Annotated in this window: 18 protein-coding genes; 13 read left to right on the top strand and 5 right to left on the bottom strand. The window is 40.8% G+C overall.

The genetic code is table 11. The features are described from left to right. Positions 1-241: 241 nt before the first annotated feature. The 8 genes from JI723_RS03975 to JI723_RS03940 all read left to right on the top strand — a co-directional run bounded on the left by JI723_RS03975 (position 242) and on the right by JI723_RS03940 (position 9,888). A complete protein-coding gene (locus tag JI723_RS03975; RefSeq protein WP_319066948.1) occupies positions 242-1,753 on the top strand; it encodes an AmpG family muropeptide MFS transporter in 1,512 nt (503 codons plus the stop codon). A gap of 246 nt (positions 1,754-1,999) precedes the next feature. Beyond that, positions 2,000-2,773, top strand: coding sequence for a nucleoside-specific channel-forming Tsx family protein (locus tag JI723_RS03970; RefSeq protein WP_070926775.1), 774 nt, complete (start codon positions 2,000-2,002; stop codon positions 2,771-2,773). 428 nt (positions 2,774-3,201) lie between these two features. Beyond that, positions 3,202-4,149, top strand: a complete 948-nt coding sequence (gene cyoA / locus JI723_RS03965; protein ID WP_272580388.1) for a cytochrome o ubiquinol oxidase subunit II — start codon at positions 3,202-3,204, stop codon at positions 4,147-4,149. A gap of 4 nt (positions 4,150-4,153) precedes the next feature. Next, a complete protein-coding gene (cyoB, locus tag JI723_RS03960; protein WP_272580389.1) occupies positions 4,154-6,145 on the top strand; it encodes a cytochrome o ubiquinol oxidase subunit I in 1,992 nt (663 codons plus the stop codon). Beyond that, positions 6,135-6,749 carry a cytochrome o ubiquinol oxidase subunit III gene (locus tag JI723_RS03955; protein ID WP_140181908.1) on the top strand — a complete coding sequence of 205 codons (615 nt, stop codon included), beginning with the start codon at positions 6,135-6,137 and terminating at the stop codon, positions 6,747-6,749. The genes cyoB and JI723_RS03955 overlap by 11 nt, the downstream gene beginning before the upstream one ends. Further along, positions 6,750-7,082, top strand: coding sequence for a cytochrome o ubiquinol oxidase subunit IV (locus JI723_RS03950; RefSeq protein WP_070926779.1), 333 nt, complete (start codon positions 6,750-6,752; stop codon positions 7,080-7,082). A gap of 12 nt (positions 7,083-7,094) precedes the next feature. Beyond that, on the top strand, positions 7,095-7,982 hold the full coding sequence (gene cyoE, locus JI723_RS03945; RefSeq protein WP_070926781.1) for a heme o synthase: 888 nt from the start codon (positions 7,095-7,097) through the stop codon (positions 7,980-7,982). 541 nt (positions 7,983-8,523) lie between these two features. Next, positions 8,524-9,888, top strand: coding sequence for an MFS transporter (locus tag JI723_RS03940; protein ID WP_272580390.1), 1,365 nt, complete (start codon positions 8,524-8,526; stop codon positions 9,886-9,888). Between the two features lie 81 nt (positions 9,889-9,969). On the opposite strand, the gene JI723_RS03935 is transcribed toward JI723_RS03940, so the two are convergent. The 3 genes from JI723_RS03935 to JI723_RS03925 are packed head-to-tail and all read right to left on the bottom strand — an operon-like array spanning position 9,970 to position 12,479. Beyond that, the gene (locus JI723_RS03935; protein ID WP_070926783.1) at positions 9,970-10,794 is read right to left on the bottom strand and encodes a MoaF C-terminal domain-containing protein; all 825 of its coding nucleotides are present in this window, start codon (positions 10,792-10,794) and stop codon (positions 9,970-9,972) included. A 29-nt stretch (positions 10,795-10,823) separates the two neighbouring features. After that, entirely contained in the window at positions 10,824-11,189 is a 366-nt protein-coding gene (locus JI723_RS03930) for a nuclear transport factor 2 family protein (RefSeq protein WP_070926785.1), read from the bottom strand. 3 nt (positions 11,190-11,192) lie between these two features. Next, on the bottom strand, positions 11,193-12,479 hold the full coding sequence (locus tag JI723_RS03925; protein ID WP_319066957.1) for an MFS transporter: 1,287 nt from the start codon (positions 12,477-12,479) through the stop codon (positions 11,193-11,195). A gap of 278 nt (positions 12,480-12,757) precedes the next feature. Here JI723_RS03925 and JI723_RS03920 point away from each other — a divergent pair, with 278 nt between their 5' ends. After that, complete coding sequence (locus tag JI723_RS03920) at positions 12,758-13,555, top strand: SDR family NAD(P)-dependent oxidoreductase (RefSeq protein ID WP_337979791.1); 798 nt, start codon at positions 12,758-12,760, stop codon at positions 13,553-13,555. Positions 13,556-13,632: 77 nt separating this feature from the next. Here the strand turns inward: JI723_RS03920 and JI723_RS03915 are convergent, their stop codons facing one another. Next, the gene (locus tag JI723_RS03915; protein WP_140181946.1) at positions 13,633-14,124 is read right to left on the bottom strand and encodes a YajQ family cyclic di-GMP-binding protein; all 492 of its coding nucleotides are present in this window, start codon (positions 14,122-14,124) and stop codon (positions 13,633-13,635) included. Positions 14,125-14,229: 105 nt separating this feature from the next. Between JI723_RS03915 and panE the strand changes: the two genes are divergently transcribed. Then, complete coding sequence (gene panE, locus JI723_RS03910) at positions 14,230-15,144, top strand: 2-dehydropantoate 2-reductase (RefSeq protein ID WP_272580392.1); 915 nt, start codon at positions 14,230-14,232, stop codon at positions 15,142-15,144. Continuing rightward, positions 15,104-15,697, top strand: a complete 594-nt coding sequence (yajL, locus tag JI723_RS03905) for a protein deglycase YajL (protein WP_272580393.1) — start codon at positions 15,104-15,106, stop codon at positions 15,695-15,697. Before panE ends, yajL begins: the two co-directional genes overlap by 41 nt. Before the next feature lie 82 nt (positions 15,698-15,779). Here yajL and thiI read toward each other — a convergent pair whose 3' ends face one another. After that, positions 15,780-17,231, bottom strand: a complete 1,452-nt coding sequence (gene thiI / locus JI723_RS03900; RefSeq protein WP_070926794.1) for a tRNA uracil 4-sulfurtransferase ThiI — start codon at positions 17,229-17,231, stop codon at positions 15,780-15,782. Positions 17,232-17,448: 217 nt separating this feature from the next. Between thiI and xseB the strand changes: the two genes are divergently transcribed. Both xseB and ispA read left to right on the top strand, forming a co-directional pair. Further along, positions 17,449-17,700, top strand: coding sequence for an exodeoxyribonuclease VII small subunit (gene xseB / locus JI723_RS03895; protein WP_070926795.1), 252 nt, complete (start codon positions 17,449-17,451; stop codon positions 17,698-17,700). A 3-nt stretch (positions 17,701-17,703) separates the two neighbouring features. Beyond that, on the top strand, positions 17,704-18,621 hold the full coding sequence (gene ispA, locus JI723_RS03890; RefSeq protein ID WP_272580394.1) for a (2E,6E)-farnesyl diphosphate synthase: 918 nt from the start codon (positions 17,704-17,706) through the stop codon (positions 18,619-18,621). Positions 18,622-18,802 lie beyond the last annotated feature (181 nt).

Here is an 18,802-nt window from a genome sequence, read left to right as displayed (position 1 = left end):
TATGATGAGAGTTTGTTTGTAGTAGGCTCTCATCATCTATATATAAGTTAAAAGAACACGGAAGCGCCACTTTTACAAAACAATTGGTATTTTAAATATACTTTAAATAATTCAAGATGCAGCTAAGCGAGCGGTAAGAGGATAAAAATACGGCGACTGGCGTCAGTGATCTTAGCCCCCTAACCAAAAACGCTGCAATTGAACTATGACGAGTATCTACCAAGCACATATTAGGAAGATTATGTCCCACTCGTTATTACCAAAGCTGCCTAACTCAGTCATTTTAATCCTATTAGGTTTTGTTTCTGGCCTTCCTCTAGCACTGACAGCAGGTACGCTACAGGCCTGGTTGACCGTCGAAAATGTTGATATAAAAACGATTGGTTTCTTTTCTCTTGTTGGCCAAGCCTACGTATTAAAATTTCTTTGGTCTCCAATGATGGATAGGTATACCCCTTCTTTTCTTGGGCGCCGTAGAGGATGGCTACTAACAACGCAGATCCTCTTGATCATCAGCATTGCAGCGATGGGTTTCATGAGCCCAACGGAGCACTTATGGTGGCTCGCTGCGTTCGCAGTTATGGTGGCTTTTTGCTCTGCCTCGCAAGATATTGTTTTTGATGCCTACAAAACAGACTTACTCAGCGCTGAAGAACGAGGATTTGGGGCTGCGGTTTCTGTGATGGGCTACCGCATCAGCATGTTAGTTTCTGGCGGGCTCGCATTATGGATGGCAGATAAATTCCTCACATGGCAACAGCTCTATATGGTAATGGCAGGGCTGATGCTAATTGGTGTTTTTGCAACGCTACTCGCCAAAGAGCCAGAAGATAATGGGACCCCTCCTACCTCTCTGAAAGATGCGATTTATAAGCCACTTTCCGAATTTTTTAGCCGTAACAATGCATGGTTAGTCCTCTTATTAATCGTGTTTTATAAGATGGGTGATGCATTTGTAATGGCGCTAAGTACTAACTTTTTATTGAGTGGCCTTGGTTTTACCTTAAGTGAAGTTGCCGCTGTCAATAAAACCGTCGGTATGGCTGCCACTATTTTTGGGGCTTTGTTTGGTGGTTACCTCATGAAGAACATGAGCCTCTTTAACGCCTTATTGGTGTTTGGTATTTTGCAAGGCGCTTCAAACATCGGCTACTGGTTCCTTGCGGTAACGCCACCAAACATTATCAGTATGGGTTCAATCATTGTTATCGAAAATATTTTTTCAGGGATGGGAACCGCGGCATTCGTAGCGTTATTGATGACATTATGTAATAAATCATTGTCGGCAACACAATTCGCTTTATTATCCGCACTTTCGGCGATAGCTCGTGTGTACATCGGCCCAGTTGCCAGTATTGTGGTACTTTCTTATGGCTGGCCAACCTTCTATCTTATTTCAATTGTTGTTGCGGTACCCAGTATCCTTCTATTACTTGCCTGTAAAACCTCTTTAGCCTATACGCAAACCACAGGGTTATTCCAACGCAGGGAGCTGTACCCACAAGCGTATAAAATTGCCGTTTATATCCTTTTAACCGCAATTGGTATATTGGCTCTATGGCTATTAACTCTCTTATTTACCTCGTTTGCTTCAGTCAAAATTTACTTATTCACCAATTACATCTCTCTTTGGCTTGCATTACCTGAATATAAAAACTTTATTTTCAATACTGGCGCAAGTATTGGTGCACTCAGTTTAATCATTGGTGGCTGTCTCGATTTCTTCGCTGTCCGCAAAATAGTTAAGAAATAAAATATTAACAATGAAATCATCCCTAACTGAAATTAATTCGGTTAGGGTTTTTATTGACCTTTTAAATTAGATCTGACTAGCAAATATTGATATATCCATCGCCATAACGTGACAGACATCACTCATTGCGTGAAATATATTTTTTTATTGCAAATGAAAAGTCTAATATCTCACATGTTAAGGGCTAATCAGCCTTTTGGCTGACAACAATAAATCTCGTTAATACTCAAACGAAAATAATATATCATGAAAAAACAACTTCTCTGCGTCGCGGCAATCGCTTCTTTAGCTGGAACGGCCAATGCTGACGACTTTTTAGGCTATCAGAATGGTTTCGCGGATATCAATGTCAACTATCTAGACTGGTCTCACCGCACTGAAACTAAATCAGAAAATACCACTCGTAAAAAAGACTTTGCTTATATTGAATTAGAAGGCGGAGCTAATTTTAATTGGGGTGAGCTATACGGCTTTTTTGATGTAGAAAACCCATTCCACAAACGTCGTACAGAACCGGGACGCAACCAACGCTATACCATCAAAACAACAGGTCGCTTCTATTTAGGTGATACTGGTTTCAACGTCTATGGTCACGTATATGGTACATGGTCAATGCCAGGTGCGAAATATGGCGGTAATTTCCATGAAGTCAATACGTTATACGGTTTAGGTTATAACACTTCATTTGGTGATCTGTGGTTTAAACCTTTTGTGGCAATGCACTATGTTGACCAAACTTACTATTCAGGCAATAACGGCTATGTCGTTGGTTGGGTTGCAGGCTATGGCTTTAAGATGTTTGAAGAAAACTTCATGATCACTAACTGGCATGAAATGGAGTTTGCTCGTCATAAGCGTTACGGAAATGGCGGACGTGATGGGGTGAACGGGGCGCTAGCATTTTGGTGGAATGCAACACCAAACTTAGCAGCCGGTGTCCAGTACCGCTATGCAGACAATAAATTGGGTGATGATTTTTATCAAGATGCGATCATTTATACATTAAAGTATACGTTCTAAGACGGCCTATTTGATTGTAATAAAATTTTAAAAACACTCTTTTATTTTCAATGAAGTAAAAATTTTTCTTAGCTATTTTGCCGATAAGGTAGTGAAAACTGCCTTATCTTGATAAATAATCGTATATTTACCTACCATTTTATTTAACATTCATATCAGTTCCCCTGTTTTTAGCTCACTTTTGTATATATTTTTCTTTGATAAATGACAAAGATACTTTAAAATCTGCTCTGTTTTAGCAAAGAATGCCTATAAATTAGATAAGCTTTAACTTTTTCATCATAAGTTCTTCACATGTGATCATATTAACATAAAGAGCTAACAATCCAGCTTCTTTACCTTACAATTGTTTACACTCACATAACCTTACCGTAGAATGCCCCCACTGATGAAACGACAATTAGAATCTTTGTCATTTGGGGTCGTGGATGAGACTTATGAACTACAAAAAAAGCATTGGGGCAATCTCACTGGTTGCTGCTGCCTTCCTATTAGGTGGCTGCGATATGGTGTTGATGGATCCTAAAGGCGCCGTTGGCGTTAAACAAAAAGAGCTGATTCTTATTGCAATCGGCTTAATGCTCGTTGTTGTGATCCCGGTTATTTTCATGGCGTTTATCTTTGCTAGAAAATATCGTGAATCCAATAAATCAGCAACCTACCGTCCTAACTGGGCTCACTCAAATAAAATTGAGTTAGTCTGCTGGACTGTTCCTATCATCATTATCATTATTCTAGGTACTATCACTTGGAAAACGACTCATGAGCTTGACCCATATAAGCCATTAGTCAGTGATCAGGAACCTGTCACTATTGAAGTTATTTCAGCTGACTGGAAATGGATATTCATCTATCCAGAGCAAGGCATCGCAACAGTGAATGAAATCGCATTCCCTACTGGTGTCCCAGTTAACTTCAAAATTACGTCTGATTCGGTGATGAACTCGTTCTTCATTCCATCTTTAGGTGGCCAAATCTACGCAATGGCAGGTATGCAAACTAAACTTCACCTAATCGCTAATGAACCAGGTACCTACAAAGGCTTCTCTGCAAGCTATAGTGGCCACGGTTTCTCTGATATGAAGTTTAATGCGATTGCAACGGCTGATCGTCAAGGTTTTGATGAGTGGGTACAAAAGGTGAAAGCTTCACCGAAAACAATGGATACCATGCAAGCTTTCGACGAAGTCGCGAAGCCTAGCACAAACGTTCCTGTTACCTACTTCTCTAGCGTGAAACCAAACCTGTATAACGACATCGTTCTCAAGTTTGGCCATGAGCACCATAAGGGTCACGCTCCTGTTGAATCGAAAGATGAAAATACAGGTCACACTATGAATATGGGCCATTCTGCTCATACTGGCGTTGAGGAATAAGGGCATGTTCGGAAAATTAACACTAGACGCAATTCCGCTCCATGAACCTATTATCGTTATCACACTAATTGCTATCGTTATTGGCGGCTTGGCGCTAGTTGGTGCGATTACATATTTCGGTAAATGGAAGTGGTTGTGGAAAGAATGGTTAACCTCTGTTGACCATAAAAAAATTGGTGTCATGTACATCATTGTCGCAATGGTCATGTTGTTCCGTGGTTTCGCGGATGCCATCATGATGCGTGGTCAGCAAGTACTTGCTTCTGCTGGCCAAGAAGGGTTCTTAAACCCTCACCACTATGACCAAATCTTTACCGCGCACGGCGTTATCATGATTTTCTTCATGGCTACGCCTTTCGTTGTTGGTCTGATGAACTTAGTTGTTCCTCTGCAAATTGGTGCGCGTGACGTTGCTTTCCCATTCCTTAACTCATTGAGCTTCTGGTTCTTTGTAGTGGGTGTTGTTTTAATCAACATCTCTTTAGGGGTTGGTGAATTCGCTCAAACAGGTTGGTTGGCTTACCCGCCATTATCTGGCTTGGAGTACAACCCCGGGGTCGGGGTGGATTATTGGATATGGAGTCTCCAGATATCCGGTATTGGTACTCTATTAACTGGTGTTAACTTTATTGCGACCATTATCCGTATGCGTGCACCGGGTATGTCGATGATGAAAATGCCAGTATTCAGCTGGGCAGCACTGTGTACTAACGTACTGATCGTGGCAGCATTCCCTATCTTAACTGTCACTATTACCCTTCTGACTCTTGACCGTTATCTGGGCACCCATTTCTTCACTAACGATATGGGCGGCAACATGATGATGTACATCAACCTGATTTGGGCCTGGGGCCATCCAGAGGTGTATATTCTTGTTCTACCAGTATTCGGTGTGTTCTCAGAAATTGCAGCGACTTTCTCCAAAAAACGTTTATTCGGTTACACTTCCTTAGTGTGGGCGACTATCGTTATTACCGTGATGTCCTTCATCGTTTGGTTGCACCACTTCTTTACGATGGGCTCAGGAGCAAACGTCAACGCCTTCTTTGGTATCGCTACGATGATTATCGCAATCCCAACTGGGGTTAAGATCTTCAACTGGCTATTCACTATGTACCAAGGTCGTATTGAGTTTAAATCGCCAATGCTGTGGACTGTCGGCTTCATCATCACCTTCTCTGTTGGTGGTATGACTGGTGTTCTGCTAGCGGTTCCAGGTGCAAACTTCGTTCTGCATAACAGTCTATTCCTGATCGCTCACTTCCATAACGTTATCATTGGTGGTGTTGTATTTGGTTGTTTCGCAGGTATGACTTACTGGTTCCCGAAAGCGTACGGCTTTACTCTGAATGAGAAATGGGGTGTTCGTGCCTTCTGGTTCTGGATCACTGGTTTCTTCTTAGCATTTATGCCGTTGTACATTCTTGGCTTCATGGGTATGACCCGTCGTTTAAGCCAAAACATTGACCCTACATACCATACAATGTTAGTTGCTGCTGCTTGTGGTGCTGCATTGATCGCTATCGGTATTGCATGTCAAGTTATCCAAATCATTGTGAGTATCCGTGACCGCCATGAAAACCGCGACTTAACCGGTGACCCATGGGGTGGACGTACACTGGAGTGGGCAACTTCTTCTCCACCACCATTCTACAACTTCGCGATTGAGCCAAATATTCAAACTCGCGATGCATGGTGGGATATGAAAGAAAAAGGCATCGCTCATAAGAAACCGACTTCATATGAAGAAATTCATATGCCAAAAAATACAGGCGCTGGCGTGATTATCGCTGCATTTAGCTTGATTTTAGGTTTCGCGATGATCTGGCACATCTGGTGGCTGGCAATCGTTGGTTTCGGTGGCATGATTGTTACTTGGATTGCAAAAAGCTTCGACGAAGATGTTGATTACTACGTACCTGTTGCTGAAATCGAGGAAATCGAGAATAAGCACTTTGAAGACCTACGTAAGGCAGGTGTGAACGATGTCAACTAACACTATGACTAATCATAACGCAGCCCATGCAGAGCATGGGCACCACGATGCAGGCGGAACTAAAGTATTTGGTTTCTGGCTGTATATCATGAGTGACCTTATTCTGTTCGCCAGTTTATTTGCAACTTATGTTGTTCTGGCTGATGGAACTGCGGGCGGCCCTGAAGGTAAAGATATCTTCAGTTTGAAGTTCGTTTTAGGTGAAACTTTCCTACTATTATTTAGTAGTATCACCTACGGCTTCGCCATGATTGCAATGCATAAAGGTAAGATTGGACAAGTCAATTTATGGCTGTTCGCAACCTTCCTGCTCGGTCTTGGCTTCGTTATCATGGAAGTTTATGAATTCCACGAACTGATCGCTGAAGGCTTTGGCCCTGATCGTAGTGGTTTCTTGTCTGGCTTCTTTGCTTTAGTTGCAACACATGGTTTGCACGTAACTGCTGGTCTGATTTGGATCATTATTATGATGATTCAAGTCACTCGTCGTGGTCTTACTGACGTGAACCAAACTCGTTTGAACTGCCTGAGCTTGTTCTGGCACTTCTTAGATGTTGTTTGGATCTGTGTATTTACCGTTGTTTATCTTCTGGGGGCTATTTAAATGAGTCATGCAAAAGATGCTCACACTGGAGCAAGCCACGGTAGCGTAAAAACATACATGATTGGTTTTATACTGTCGGTTATTTTGACAGTCATTCCTTTCTGGATGGTGATGGAAGGCACAGCTTCACAAGCAGCTATCCTTTGGACAGTTGTTGGTATGGCTGTTGTGCAGATCCTCGTACATTTAGTATGCTTCCTGCACATGAATACTTCATCAGATGAGCGCTGGAACCTGGTAGCATTCCTGTTCACTATGCTAATCATCGGTATCGTTGTCGTTGGCTCTCTGTGGATTATGTACAACCTGAACATCAATATGATGCTCGACTAAAGAGTTGCCGATATGTTTAAGCAATACCTGCAAGTGACCAAGCCAGGAATTATTTTCGGAAATCTAATTTCTGTGATCGGCGGTTTTCTACTGGCCTCAAAAGGCACTATTGATTATCCGCTGTTTATTGCGACTTTGCTGGGTGTATCACTGGTCGTGGCTTCTGGTTGTGTTTTTAACAACTATATCGACCGTGATATCGACCGTATCATGGAAAGAACGAAGAATCGCCCTTTAGTTAAAGGGCTGATTGACCCGAAAATTAGCCTGATTTACGCCGCTGCATTAGGTATTGCTGGCATGCTGCTACTTCTTGTAGCAGCTAATGCTCTGGCAATGCTCCTTGCGGTAATTGGTTTCATCGTTTATGTAGGTATTTACAGCCTATATATGAAACGTAAATCAGTCTATGGCACGCTAATTGGTAGTTTATCAGGCGCAGCGCCACCGGTTATCGGTTACTGCGCAGTCACAAACGAATTTGATACAGGTGCACTGATCCTGTTATTGATCTTCAGTTTGTGGCAGATGCCACATTCGTATGCTATCGCGATTTTCCGTTTTAAAGACTATAAAGCAGCCAATATTCCTGTTTTGCCAGTTATTAAGGGGATCTCTGTCGCTAAGACACATATCTTCTTATACATCTTGGCATTTATGGTTGCCACTTTGATGTTAGCCATCAGTGGTTACGCAGGATATAAATACCTCGTGGTGGGTGCTGCGGTCAGTCTTTGGTGGCTTGGCATGGCAATTTCTGGTTTTAAAACCGAAAATGATGACCGTGTTTGGGCTCGTAAACTGTTTATCTTCTCCATCGTTGCGATTACTTCATTAAGCGTGATGATGTCAGTTGATCCGACAGTTTCAACCGATACTGTTATAGCTTTGGTGAGATAATTTCTATACTCTAAATAATTCGAGTTGCAGGTAAGCGACAAGAGAAGATAGCCGATGAGCATGGATAAACGATGTAATTCGGCTAGCTAAGCTTAGTCCCTTATACCTTAACGAAAAGCCCTGCAACTTGAAGGATGACGAGTATAACCAAATTAATTCTAACGGCAGGCTTGTCCTGCCGTTTTTATTTGCACTAATTAGCCTACCCTACTGAATAACTTTTATGTTCTAATAACGAGATATTCACTTCTAAAATAGCTAGATAAACAAAGCCTTTCTGACTAGTAAATAATTATCTACTCTAAAGATTCGGGGTTCAGCTAGACAACTAATCCCTAACCCCATGAGTAATGATGTGAATAGCGTTTGTAATTAAAGAGGTCACCGCTACAGCTTGAAGTTTCACGAGTAGAATACTCTAAATAATTCAAGTTGTAGCAAGGCGGCAAATGTAACTAATCCCTAGGAGCATACAAAAGTATGTGACTAGGGTTAGTGAATGAAGCCAACACAGCTACAGCTTGAAGTATGACGAGTATTTATGAATGACAACAAAATGACGCCTAACGAACTCCGCGCTACTTGGGGGTTAGGATCTGTTTTTTCCCTACGCATGTTAGGGATGTTTATGGTATTACCTATCTTGACCAGTTATGGCATCCACTTAAAAGGCTCTACTGAATTTTTAGTGGGTTTAGCTATCGGAATATATGGATTAAGCCAAGCCATTTTCCAAATTCCATTTGGGTTACTGTCAGATAAAATCGGTCGTAAACCTCTCATTGTATTCGGATTGATCATTTTTATTATTGGCAGTGTGCTGGCAGCCATGAGTGATTCTATCTGGGGTATTATTATTGGCCGTGCCTTACAAGGTGCAGGGGCAATCTCCGCAGCGGTTATGGCCTTACTGTCAGATTTGACCAGAGAACAAAACCGTACTAAAGCGATGGCATTTTTGGGGATTAGTTTTGGTTTAACTTTTGCTATCGCGTTGGTTTTGGGTCCTATTATTACCCATTGGGTTGGTTTGAGTGGGCTGTTTTGGGGAATAACGCTACTGGCAGGCGGAGCCATCGTCGTTACTCTATTTGTTGTCCCTAATAGCCATAATCACGTCACTAACCGTGAATCCGCCTTTGTGAAAGGTAACCTACGAGCAGTTCTAACGGCGCCACAATTACTTAAACTCAATTTTGGTATATTAAGCTTACATACATTATTAATGTCTAGCTTTGTAGCTTTGCCGTTACTTATGGAAAAAGCGGGCTATTTAGCCAAAGATCATTGGAAAGCTTACCTAGTCACCATGTTAGTCGCGTTTGTTTCAGTACTACCTTTCATTATTTATGCTGAAAAACACCGTAAAATGAAACAGGTATTTATTTTTTGTATTACCCTACTCGCATTGGCTGAAATCACGCTATGGCTATCAGGTGATCATTTATGGGTGATCTTTGTCGGCCTACAACTCTTTTTCGTTGCTTTTAATATCATGGAAGCCATTCTGCCTTCACTGATCAGTAAAGAAGCGCCTGCTGGCTATAAAGGGACTGCAATGGGGGTTTATTCCACCAGCCAATTTATCGGTGTTGCTATCGGGGGAATACTTGGTGGCTGGTTATATGATGTTAATGGCGCCGCTGCGGTGTTTATTGGTGGATTATTATTAACAGCAATCTGGCTTATTGTTAGCTTAACCATGCAGCAACCACCTTATGTCAGTAGTATTCGCTTAGAATTACCTAGCCACCTTACAGATAGCACACGGTTGCAAGCATTGTTAGCATCACAACCCGGTGTTATTGACGTTGTCGTTGTTGCCCAAGAATACAGTGTGTATCTTAAAGTCGATAGAAAAGCCACATCAAGAGAGCAGTTAGAAACAGTTATCTCACAATTTTGATGATAACTGCACCTTCTGTTGTTTCGAGTATAGGGCAAAAAGTGCAGTCAACTCATGGGATCATTTAAAATATGACTGTTTTTATCGTGGTGCTATACCTGTTGGATAGCAGTTATAGCTCATTTTATAAATAAAGGCTCCCGCACGTGAAGTTTGGATTTCACCTTGACTGGTGATACCCAAAAATTTTCCTGTACAACGGCCAATAATATAATCAAAGAAAAATACCGAACAAACAGGGATAATTTTTTCTCTAAACGTAAAAATATACATGTCTTCTTCAAATTTGTAGCAGGTAGCATAATCCATATCACCATGACCGAATTGCTCACCACGTAAATTCTGCCATGCATAGCGTTCTGAATTAACATAGAAGTGTTCGTAATAATGATTAGGACTATAAACATTCAGTGTTCTATAACCAATAAGCTCACGAGTTGGCCGAGGCTCTTCACCTGTGACCTCACCACCAAGGATCACCCCAGCCTGAAAATGCTGTACTAACCGCGAGCCATTACTCACTTTCCCCTCCGGTAATAAAATGCTACGAACAGTTAATACGCGCCGTGTTGCTATATTTAAGATCAAGGTTAAACTTTCATTTTGTTTATCCGTAAACTGAATATCGAAAAAATAATGATCTTTTGAAGTACAAACTTCTTCGCAGGGATCACAACCATATTCATCGTTGTATTGCCAATTAACCAATAGGTGACTTTGCTCTCCCTGAACAAATTGTAACTCCATAATACCGCCATCTGAATACTCTATAGTGATGGTTTTATCTAACCAATCCTGTGTATTAGGTAATCGATTCGTATCAATTCCTTTTGCAAAATCATCATAATTTTTCCAGCCAGATTCAGCATTTTGGTTTAATACATCTTGTTTTTCTGATCTCGACATATTCACCTTCTTTTTCTAAGTTAATATCATTACTGACTGCTAAACGTTTTATTCACAATCAACCAACGTGAATCGATTTCAACAAGAGATAAATAATCGATAAATTGCAATCCGTGGTAGAGTAATTTGACTTTCACATTGGCTATTCCCCCAGAAATATCAATAGTGACAATCTGCATAGAAAAAACTTCACCACATTCAGACGGGATCGGCATATGACTGATTTTATCTAGCCACTGTGATAACGATAATTTTTCAAACTCCCCCACAAGATAGCCAAATAATTGAGCATCTGGATGAAAAGCTTGGGTAAGCAAGCCAATATCGCGGTGATGCATTCCAAGAAAATAGGATTGTACAGTGCTATTGATTTCGCTTAATAGAGTATCTGACATCGTTCACTCTCCTGTTATAGGCATAGATTTTGATTGTGTTCGCTTTGCAATAACCAATGGCGCAGTTTCTTTCAAAAAGCAGGCTAGAATGCAAGAAAGTAATGCACCAACTGAAGCGATCAACAGAGGGCTAGCTAGCCCATAGTTATCAGCAATAAACCCAGCGGTGAAAGGTGCCACAAAGCCACCAATAAACTCGCCAATTCCCATAATCAAGCCTAATGTTGAGGCTATCATGGTTCTAGATACGGTTTCCGAAGGAATTGTTGCCATGAATAAAGTAAAGCAGCCCATTCCGGTATAAGTCAAAAAAACAATAATCCCTAATAAAAATGGATTATTGATATAACAAAGAAATAAAGGACAGCTCATTGCAATCAATGAAAAAAAGATAAGAATGGGTTTTCTACCTAGACGATCAGAAATCGCGGGGATCACAGTTCCCCAAAATACCCACGCAAAACCAATAGCACTGACAATCAACCCCATAGATTGTTCACTGAAGCCACGCTCTTTGACAAGAAAAGTCGGTGTGAAAGTGACAATAAGAATAAACCATGTCACAAAAAAGCAAGATATAAAAATACACAAGATAACATTTTTATTTTTACAAATTTCTTTATAACTGGTTTTTGCTATTTCTTTTTCATTTTTTTCAAATTTGCTATCCGCTATATCAGTCGTCAGATTTTTATTACTATTAATTTTCACCAGTTTATAAATTAAGAAAGCTAATATCAAACCGGGGATTACGGTAATATAAAAGGCATTTCGCCAACCATAATCGAGAGCAATCATAATAATAAGTGGCGGAGCGATAATTGCACCAAGCAATCCCGGAGCTGTGGCTTGAACTAACCCCATATTTAATCCACGGCGTTTAACTTGTGATGCTTCTAACATCAAAGATTGTGATATTGGCAATACAGGCCCTTCGGCGATCCCCATTAAGGCTCTGAAAACTAATAATAGAGCAAATGAAGACACAATTCCTGAAAGCCCTGAGAATACAGAGAACATCGCAACACAAATCACTAACATCGGCTTTCTAATATTAAAGCGGTCTGATATCGCCCCTAAGCCAGCGCCAGATAATGCCCAGCATAGCGCTAAAATAGCCGATAGCATTCCAAGATGTGCATTAGTAAGATTTAATTCATCTGACATCATCGGAAATAAAAAAGAAAGGGACAAGCGATCAAAAAAAACACAGCCAAATACACAAAACAAAAGTAGTAATAATTTATTTTCATAGCTAAATAAATTTAGTTTATTAATAACTATTTTCATTATTCAAACCTCACAATTAGGCTTATTCAGATATTATTTAGCCTAATCTAGCAAGTCAATTTATTTGTTACTATTTTGTTAATGATGAATTTTATCTATTTAAAAAACGCAATGAAATAAAAATACAATTAATTCACAAAAACAATTAATAAAAAATAAATTAGACCGATATTTTTATTATATTTTAGAATATCATTCTTTAGGTCGATATTCATTTAAAGTTAATTATTTCTATATTAATTATATGAGCTAAAATTTTAAAATAAAAAAGAGGAAATATGAAACCAAGGAATATCGTTATTACAGGCGGTGGAACAGGGATTGGTGAGGCTTGTGCCCATTTATTTACGCTTTTGGGAGACAACGTTTTTATTATTGGTCGACGAGCTGAACCTTTGCAAACCGTTGCTTATCAAACTGGCGCTATCGCTATTACTGCTGATGCCGCCACTGAAACTTCATGGAATGAGGTTATTTTACCGCAAATTAAACAACATACCGATACTATAGACGTTTTGATTTGTAATGCAGGCGCGATGGGGATAGGTAAAGCCGAAGATATCAGTGACCACCAATGGCATCAGGCTATGACCGCTAATTTAGACAGTGCTTTTGCGAGTGCCCGTGCTTGCCTACCTAATTTAGTTCAAAGCCAAGGCAACATACTTTTTATTGGCTCAATTGCTTCATTAGCATCAGGGCCTGAAGTTTATGGATATGTTACCGCAAAGCATGCAATCATTGGGTTAATGCGTTCTATTGCTCGTGATTATGGTCGTCAAGGCGTAAGAGCCAATGCCATTTGCCCTGGATGGGTAAAAACGCCAATGGCTGATGAAGAAATGCAACCGCTGATCAATCAGTATCAATTTACGTTAGATGAAGCTTACCAATACGTTTGCCGTGATGTTCCATTACAACGCCCTGCTACACCAAAAGAAATCGCCCTTGCCTGCAAATTTTTGTGTTCAGCTGATGCCGCAATCATTACAGGAACAACACTGGTTATTGATGGTGGTGCAACAGCCGTTGATTTACCCACTCTCGCTTTTACTGAAGGCGCTATCAGGGCATAACGTAACATCCTATTGATAGGTACTTTATCTAGCAAAAGTACCTATCAAATCAATGACGGATTACTGCAACAGTAAAACTAGTCGCGGAAGTTATTGAATTGGAAAGGTTGCCCTAAATCACTTGAACGCACTAACGCCATAACAGATTGCAAATCATCGCGCGATTTTCCAGTGACACGAACCTGCTCACCTTGGATCTGAGCTTGCACCTTCAATTTGCTATCTTTAATTGCTTTGACAATTTTCTTAGCAACCGCTGACTCGATACCTTGTTTTAAGGTCACTTCAACGCTATAAGTTTTTCCGCTGTGAACAATCTCCTCAGGGACATTCAATACTGCGCCATCAATACCGCGTTTAGACATTTTTTCTCTTAAAATATCCAGTAATTGTAGAACCTGAAAATCGGACTCACTGGTTACCTTGATGGATTCACTTTTGTCGTTTAACTCAAAACTCGCCGTCACATTTTTAAAATCCCAACGACTGGTTAATTCACGCTCGGCATTTTCTACCGCATTTCGTACTTCATTCATTTCAACTTCAGATACAATATCAAATGATGGCATGGTTAAGACCTCCTGATAATCAATATGATGCATGATAGCTGCTTTCTATTGATAGCAAAAGTACTATACTGGAAATCTACACTCATCACTGCCTTTAGGAGGAATATGAGAATAACGCTTATTGGCTGTGGTGCCATTGGCAAGCTATGGCTCGCTGCGCTAGCCCAACAAGGCCATGATATCCAAGGCTGGCTACGTATGGCTCAGTCTGATTTATTCGTTGATGTTAATGAACCTGATGGTCGCGTTTTTCGTGAACTTATCCCTTGCAACAACCTTAACCATCTACAACATAGTGAGCTAATTATTGTCTGCTTAAAAGCATGGCAAGTGTCTGATGCACTACTCCCTTTAATTCATAATATCCCTGAATCCTGCCCAATTTTATTACTGCATAACGGGATGGGGACATTAGGTGAATTAACACCTTTACGTCAGCCATTTTTAGCGGGTGTTACAACGCATGCCGCTTGGCAAAAAAATAATCAAGTCTTTCATGTTGCAAATGGCATAACTCACATTGGTGCGGTTAACTCAATTGCTGAAAATTGCTATCCTATCGCGGATATTTTGCATACAGCCCTACCCGATGTTGCGTGGCATAATGATATTTTAGCAACCTGCTGGCAAAAACTTGCCGCAAACTGCGTAATTAACCCGCTAACCATTATCCATGATTGCAAAAATGGTGAATTACTAAACCATACAGCCCAAATCAATTTATTAATTGATGAAATTTGCCAAGTGATGGATATAGAAGGATTGCATACCGATAAATTACAGCTCACTGATTATATTTATGGCATTATCCATAATACCGCAGATAACTATTCTTCTATGTTGCAAGACATTCGTAACAAACGACGCACTGAAATTGACTACATTACCGGTTATCTGATTAAACAAGCACGCGCACATGGGCTAAATACACCAGAAAATGATCGCCTATACCATTTGATTAAACAACGAGAAGAAAAAAATGACGGCTTCCGTACTAATATGCATCGCCAATGGCAGTGAAGAGATAGAAACGGTAACAACTGCCGATCTATTAGTCAGGGCTGGGATCGCAGTCACCTTAGCAAGCGTGACCGACGATGGTTCAGTGGCAATAACTGCATCAAGAGGAATAAAATTAATTGCAGATACACCTCTGATCAAAGTGGCCGATGAACCTTTTGATGCGATAGTCCTTCCAGGAGGAATGGGAGGCGCCGAAACATTTAGAGATAGCCCATTGGTGGTTGAAAAAGTCAGAAGAATGCATCTGGATGGAAAAATTGTCGCCGCTATTTGTGCAGCACCCGCTATGGTTTTGGAATATCATCAATTATTTCCTATCGGCAATATGACAGGCTACCCAAGCACACGAGAGCAAATTGCAGCCAACAAATGGGTGGATAAACGCGTTTATTTTGATGAGCGAGTTAATTTACTGACCAGTCAAGGACCTGCAACTACCTTTGATTTCGCCTTAAAATTGATTGAATTACTGGTTGGCCGTGATTCCGCGGCAAACGTTGCTTCACAGCTCGTACTCCCACCCGGTATTAATGATTATTTAGAACAATAATAAAAACCCCCAGTAATTGGCTATCCAACTATTGGGGGCACGGTACAGCCATCTCGGCTTTTATCTTGTCGAAATGAACAATTTATGGACGATAAACTTTTACATTATTAAAACCTTGCTCTTGCAAATAGAGCGCTTGTAAACGACTCATCACACCACGGTCGCAATATAATAAGTAAGTTTTCTCTTTAGGTAGATCACCAAACTGAGTACCAAGACGATAGAATGGAATGTGTTTAACGTCTATCCCTTCAATCGCCAACGGTTTGTCTTCGTGTTCATCAGGGGAACGGATATCTAAGATAACTTCATTTTCAGCTGAAAGCTCACTCACCATTTCAACTTCAGCCACTTGCTCGCGGCTTTCTTGCGCAATTTGGCGGATATCAATATTTTGTGATTGCTCAACCACTGAGTCTAAAATAGTGAAATCAAAGTTTGCTTCTTCGGCCTCGATACGTGCTTTGACTGCTTTTACCGTAGGGCTTTTAGAAATCACACCACAGTATTCAGGCATGGTTTTCGCAAAGTCTTCTGTACCAATTTGGCGCGCGACTTTAATGATGTGTTCTTTATCATGAGAAATTAGTGGACGCAGTACCAATGTATCTGAAGCATTATCAATCAAACGCAAGTTAGTTAAGGTTTGGCTTGATACCTGTCCTAATGCCTCACCCGTGACTATCGCTTGAACGCCATAACGCTCAGCCACTTTTGAGGCAGCACGTACCATCATACGTTTTAACACAACGCCCATTTGGCCATCATCGACTTTTTCTAGAATTTCAGCCACAACGGGTTCGAAGTTAACCGCAATAAAGCGTACCTTATGTGAGCTGCCAAAACGGTTCCATAAATAATGAGCGATTTGTTTTACGCCAATTTCATGAGCCGCACCACCTAAGTTGAAGAAACAATAGTGAACTCGACAACCTCGGCGCATTAACATATAGCTGGAAACGCCTGAGTCAAAGCCCCCTGAAATGAGAGACAATACATCTTCTTGTGTACCGATAGGAAAGCCACCAATGCCTTCATAACGTGCTTTCACGAGGATCAGGTTTTCATCTTCAATTTCTAGATGGACTGTGGTGTCAGGATCGGTGAGTTTCACTTTTGCTGAAGCGATATGTTGGTTTAAACCACCACCAATATAACGTTCTGCCTCAATCGAGGTAAATTCGTGCTTCCCTCGACGTTTTACACGAACACAAAAGGTTTTATTTTCTAGCGATGCACCGTATGCCTCATGTGCCATTTCATAGATATGATGTAGGCTAGTAAACGGTTTTTCTTCAACTTCTAAAATATGATGAATACCAGGGATACGTGTGAGCATATCACAAATTTCGTCGTGCTTTGTTTCCCCTTTAACACGCACTTCAATGTTATCCCAATGACGAACAACCGCGATTTCTTCACCTAGCGGCTTAAGCACATTGCGAATATTACTGGTTAGGATCTTAATAAAACGTAACCTAACGGTCTGGCTTTTAATGGTAATTTCTGGAAATAACTTAATGATAAACTTCATAATAGCTGCATGTTAATGTTATAGGGGCAAATGAACGTATTGAAAGAGACACACGCACAGGTTACCAATTGTCAATAAAGAAGCGTATTATAGCACCATCTTGCGGGTTGAATCTAAAAACACCAATAATAAATTGTATCCGCTGTCAGACTAAGTTAGTCTGCTGAATGAATAAAACACCCTAGTCGAATGATTGAACATTTGCGGTTAAAGAAATATGGCTAAAGAAAAACCTCAACAAGTCCCAGTAGTTAGCTTTGAAAACTCGCTTAAAGAACTTGAGGAAATTGTTTCTCGTCTTGAGTCTGGCTCGCTACCCCTAGAAGATGCACTCAATGAGTTTGAACGTGGCATCCAAATCGCTAAGCAAGGGCAAAAAGTCCTACAACAGGCTGAGCAACGCGTTCAGATCCTACTGAGCGATGATGAAAACAAAGCGCTTGATGATTTTTCACCCGATACTGAATAAATTATGTCTGAACAACATTCTAACAGCTTCGCAGTACAGCAGCAGCTAGCGTATGAGCGAGTTAATCAATATTTATTGCATGCCTTAGATGCACTTCCATTCTCTGATTTACCCCTTGCAGCGGCAATGAAGCATGGCGCCCTTCTCGGGGGTAAGCGCTTACGTCCATTTTTGACCTATACCGTAGGTGAAATGCTTGGCGTGAGTCGCAATAATCTTGATGTTCCCGCAGCAGCTGTTGAATGCATTCATGCCTACTCACTGATCCATGACGACCTTCCAGCGATGGACGATGACGATCTACGACGTGGACAGCCCACATGCCATGTCAAATTTGGCGAAGGAAATGCCATCCTTGCTGGGGATGCGTTGCAAACATTGGCATTCCAATTATTGTCATCTGGCTCAATGCCTGATGTTACAGATAAAGACAGAATTGCTATGTTAGCCGAGCTCGCTTATGCAAGCGGTTTGGCGGGTATGTGTGGTGGCCAAGCATTAGATCTCGAAGCAGAAGGCAAGCAGGTAGATTTAGTGGCACTTGAACGTATTCATCAACATAAAACGGGGGCTTTAATACGTGCCGCAATTCGTATGGGTGCCTATTCAGCAGGAACAAAAGGTCATCAAATTTTACCAGCGCTAGATAAGTATGCAGAAGCTATTGGCCTCGCGTTTCAGGTACAAGATGACATTTTAGATGTGGTTGGTGACAGTGAGGTGACCGGTAAGCGCCAAGGTTCAGACGCAGAACATGAGAAAAGCACTTATCCATCATTGTTGGGGCTTGAAGCCGCTCAGGAAAAAGCCCGTGAATTGTATTATACTGCGCTAGAAGCATTAAAAATAATTGAAATTCAAGGCTATAATACACAAACCTTAGTCGCACTTGCCAATTTCATTATCGAGCGAAAAAGCTAATGTAATACAATGTCATTTTACATTCAGACGAAGAATGATAAAGGTGGCATAATAGATATGTACTTTAGATAATTCGAGCGCTGGGTTGACCGGCGCTATACTCTTATGTGATTCAAATCACCATTCTGTGATAACTGAATAACACACTAGTAGTAAAAATATTACTGTGGCAAAGACATAT

Origin of the sequence: Providencia manganoxydans, assembly GCF_016618195.1 — a bacterium.
Taxonomy (GTDB): domain Bacteria; phylum Pseudomonadota; class Gammaproteobacteria; order Enterobacterales; family Enterobacteriaceae; genus Providencia; species Providencia manganoxydans.
The sequence above is the reverse complement of the archived record's forward strand: the minus strand, read 5'-3'. Positions and strand labels throughout refer to the sequence as shown.

Bases quoted from the DNA above. Each gene is read 5' to 3' on its own strand.
- cyoB (WP_272580389.1), top strand. From the start codon at position 4,154: ATGTTCGGAAAATTAACACTAGACGCAATTCCGCTCCATGAACCTATT.
- ispA (WP_272580394.1), top strand. From the start codon at position 17,704: ATGTCTGAACAACATTCTAACAGCTTCGCAGTACAGCAGCAGCTAGCG.
- thiI (WP_070926794.1), bottom strand. From the start codon at position 17,231: ATGAAGTTTATCATTAAGTTATTTCCAGAAATTACCATTAAAAGCCAG.
- xseB (WP_070926795.1), top strand. From the start codon at position 17,449: ATGGCTAAAGAAAAACCTCAACAAGTCCCAGTAGTTAGCTTTGAAAAC.
- cyoA (WP_272580388.1), top strand. From the start codon at position 3,202: ATGAGACTTATGAACTACAAAAAAAGCATTGGGGCAATCTCACTGGTT.
- JI723_RS03975 (WP_319066948.1), top strand. From the start codon at position 242: ATGTCCCACTCGTTATTACCAAAGCTGCCTAACTCAGTCATTTTAATC.
- JI723_RS03930 (WP_070926785.1), bottom strand. From the start codon at position 11,189: ATGTCAGATACTCTATTAAGCGAAATCAATAGCACTGTACAATCCTAT.
- JI723_RS03935 (WP_070926783.1), bottom strand. From the start codon at position 10,794: ATGTCGAGATCAGAAAAACAAGATGTATTAAACCAAAATGCTGAATCT.
- JI723_RS03940 (WP_272580390.1), top strand. From the start codon at position 8,524: ATGAATGACAACAAAATGACGCCTAACGAACTCCGCGCTACTTGGGGG.
- panE (WP_272580392.1), top strand. From the start codon at position 14,230: ATGAGAATAACGCTTATTGGCTGTGGTGCCATTGGCAAGCTATGGCTC.
- JI723_RS03950 (WP_070926779.1), top strand. From the start codon at position 6,750: ATGAGTCATGCAAAAGATGCTCACACTGGAGCAAGCCACGGTAGCGTA.
- JI723_RS03915 (WP_140181946.1), bottom strand. From the start codon at position 14,124: ATGCCATCATTTGATATTGTATCTGAAGTTGAAATGAATGAAGTACGA.
- JI723_RS03955 (WP_140181908.1), top strand. From the start codon at position 6,135: ATGTCAACTAACACTATGACTAATCATAACGCAGCCCATGCAGAGCAT.
- cyoE (WP_070926781.1), top strand. From the start codon at position 7,095: ATGTTTAAGCAATACCTGCAAGTGACCAAGCCAGGAATTATTTTCGGA.
- JI723_RS03970 (WP_070926775.1), top strand. From the start codon at position 2,000: ATGAAAAAACAACTTCTCTGCGTCGCGGCAATCGCTTCTTTAGCTGGA.
- JI723_RS03920 (WP_337979791.1), top strand. From the start codon at position 12,758: ATGAAACCAAGGAATATCGTTATTACAGGCGGTGGAACAGGGATTGGT.
- yajL (WP_272580393.1), top strand. From the start codon at position 15,104: ATGACGGCTTCCGTACTAATATGCATCGCCAATGGCAGTGAAGAGATA.
- JI723_RS03925 (WP_319066957.1), bottom strand. From the start codon at position 12,479: ATGAAAATAGTTATTAATAAACTAAATTTATTTAGCTATGAAAATAAA.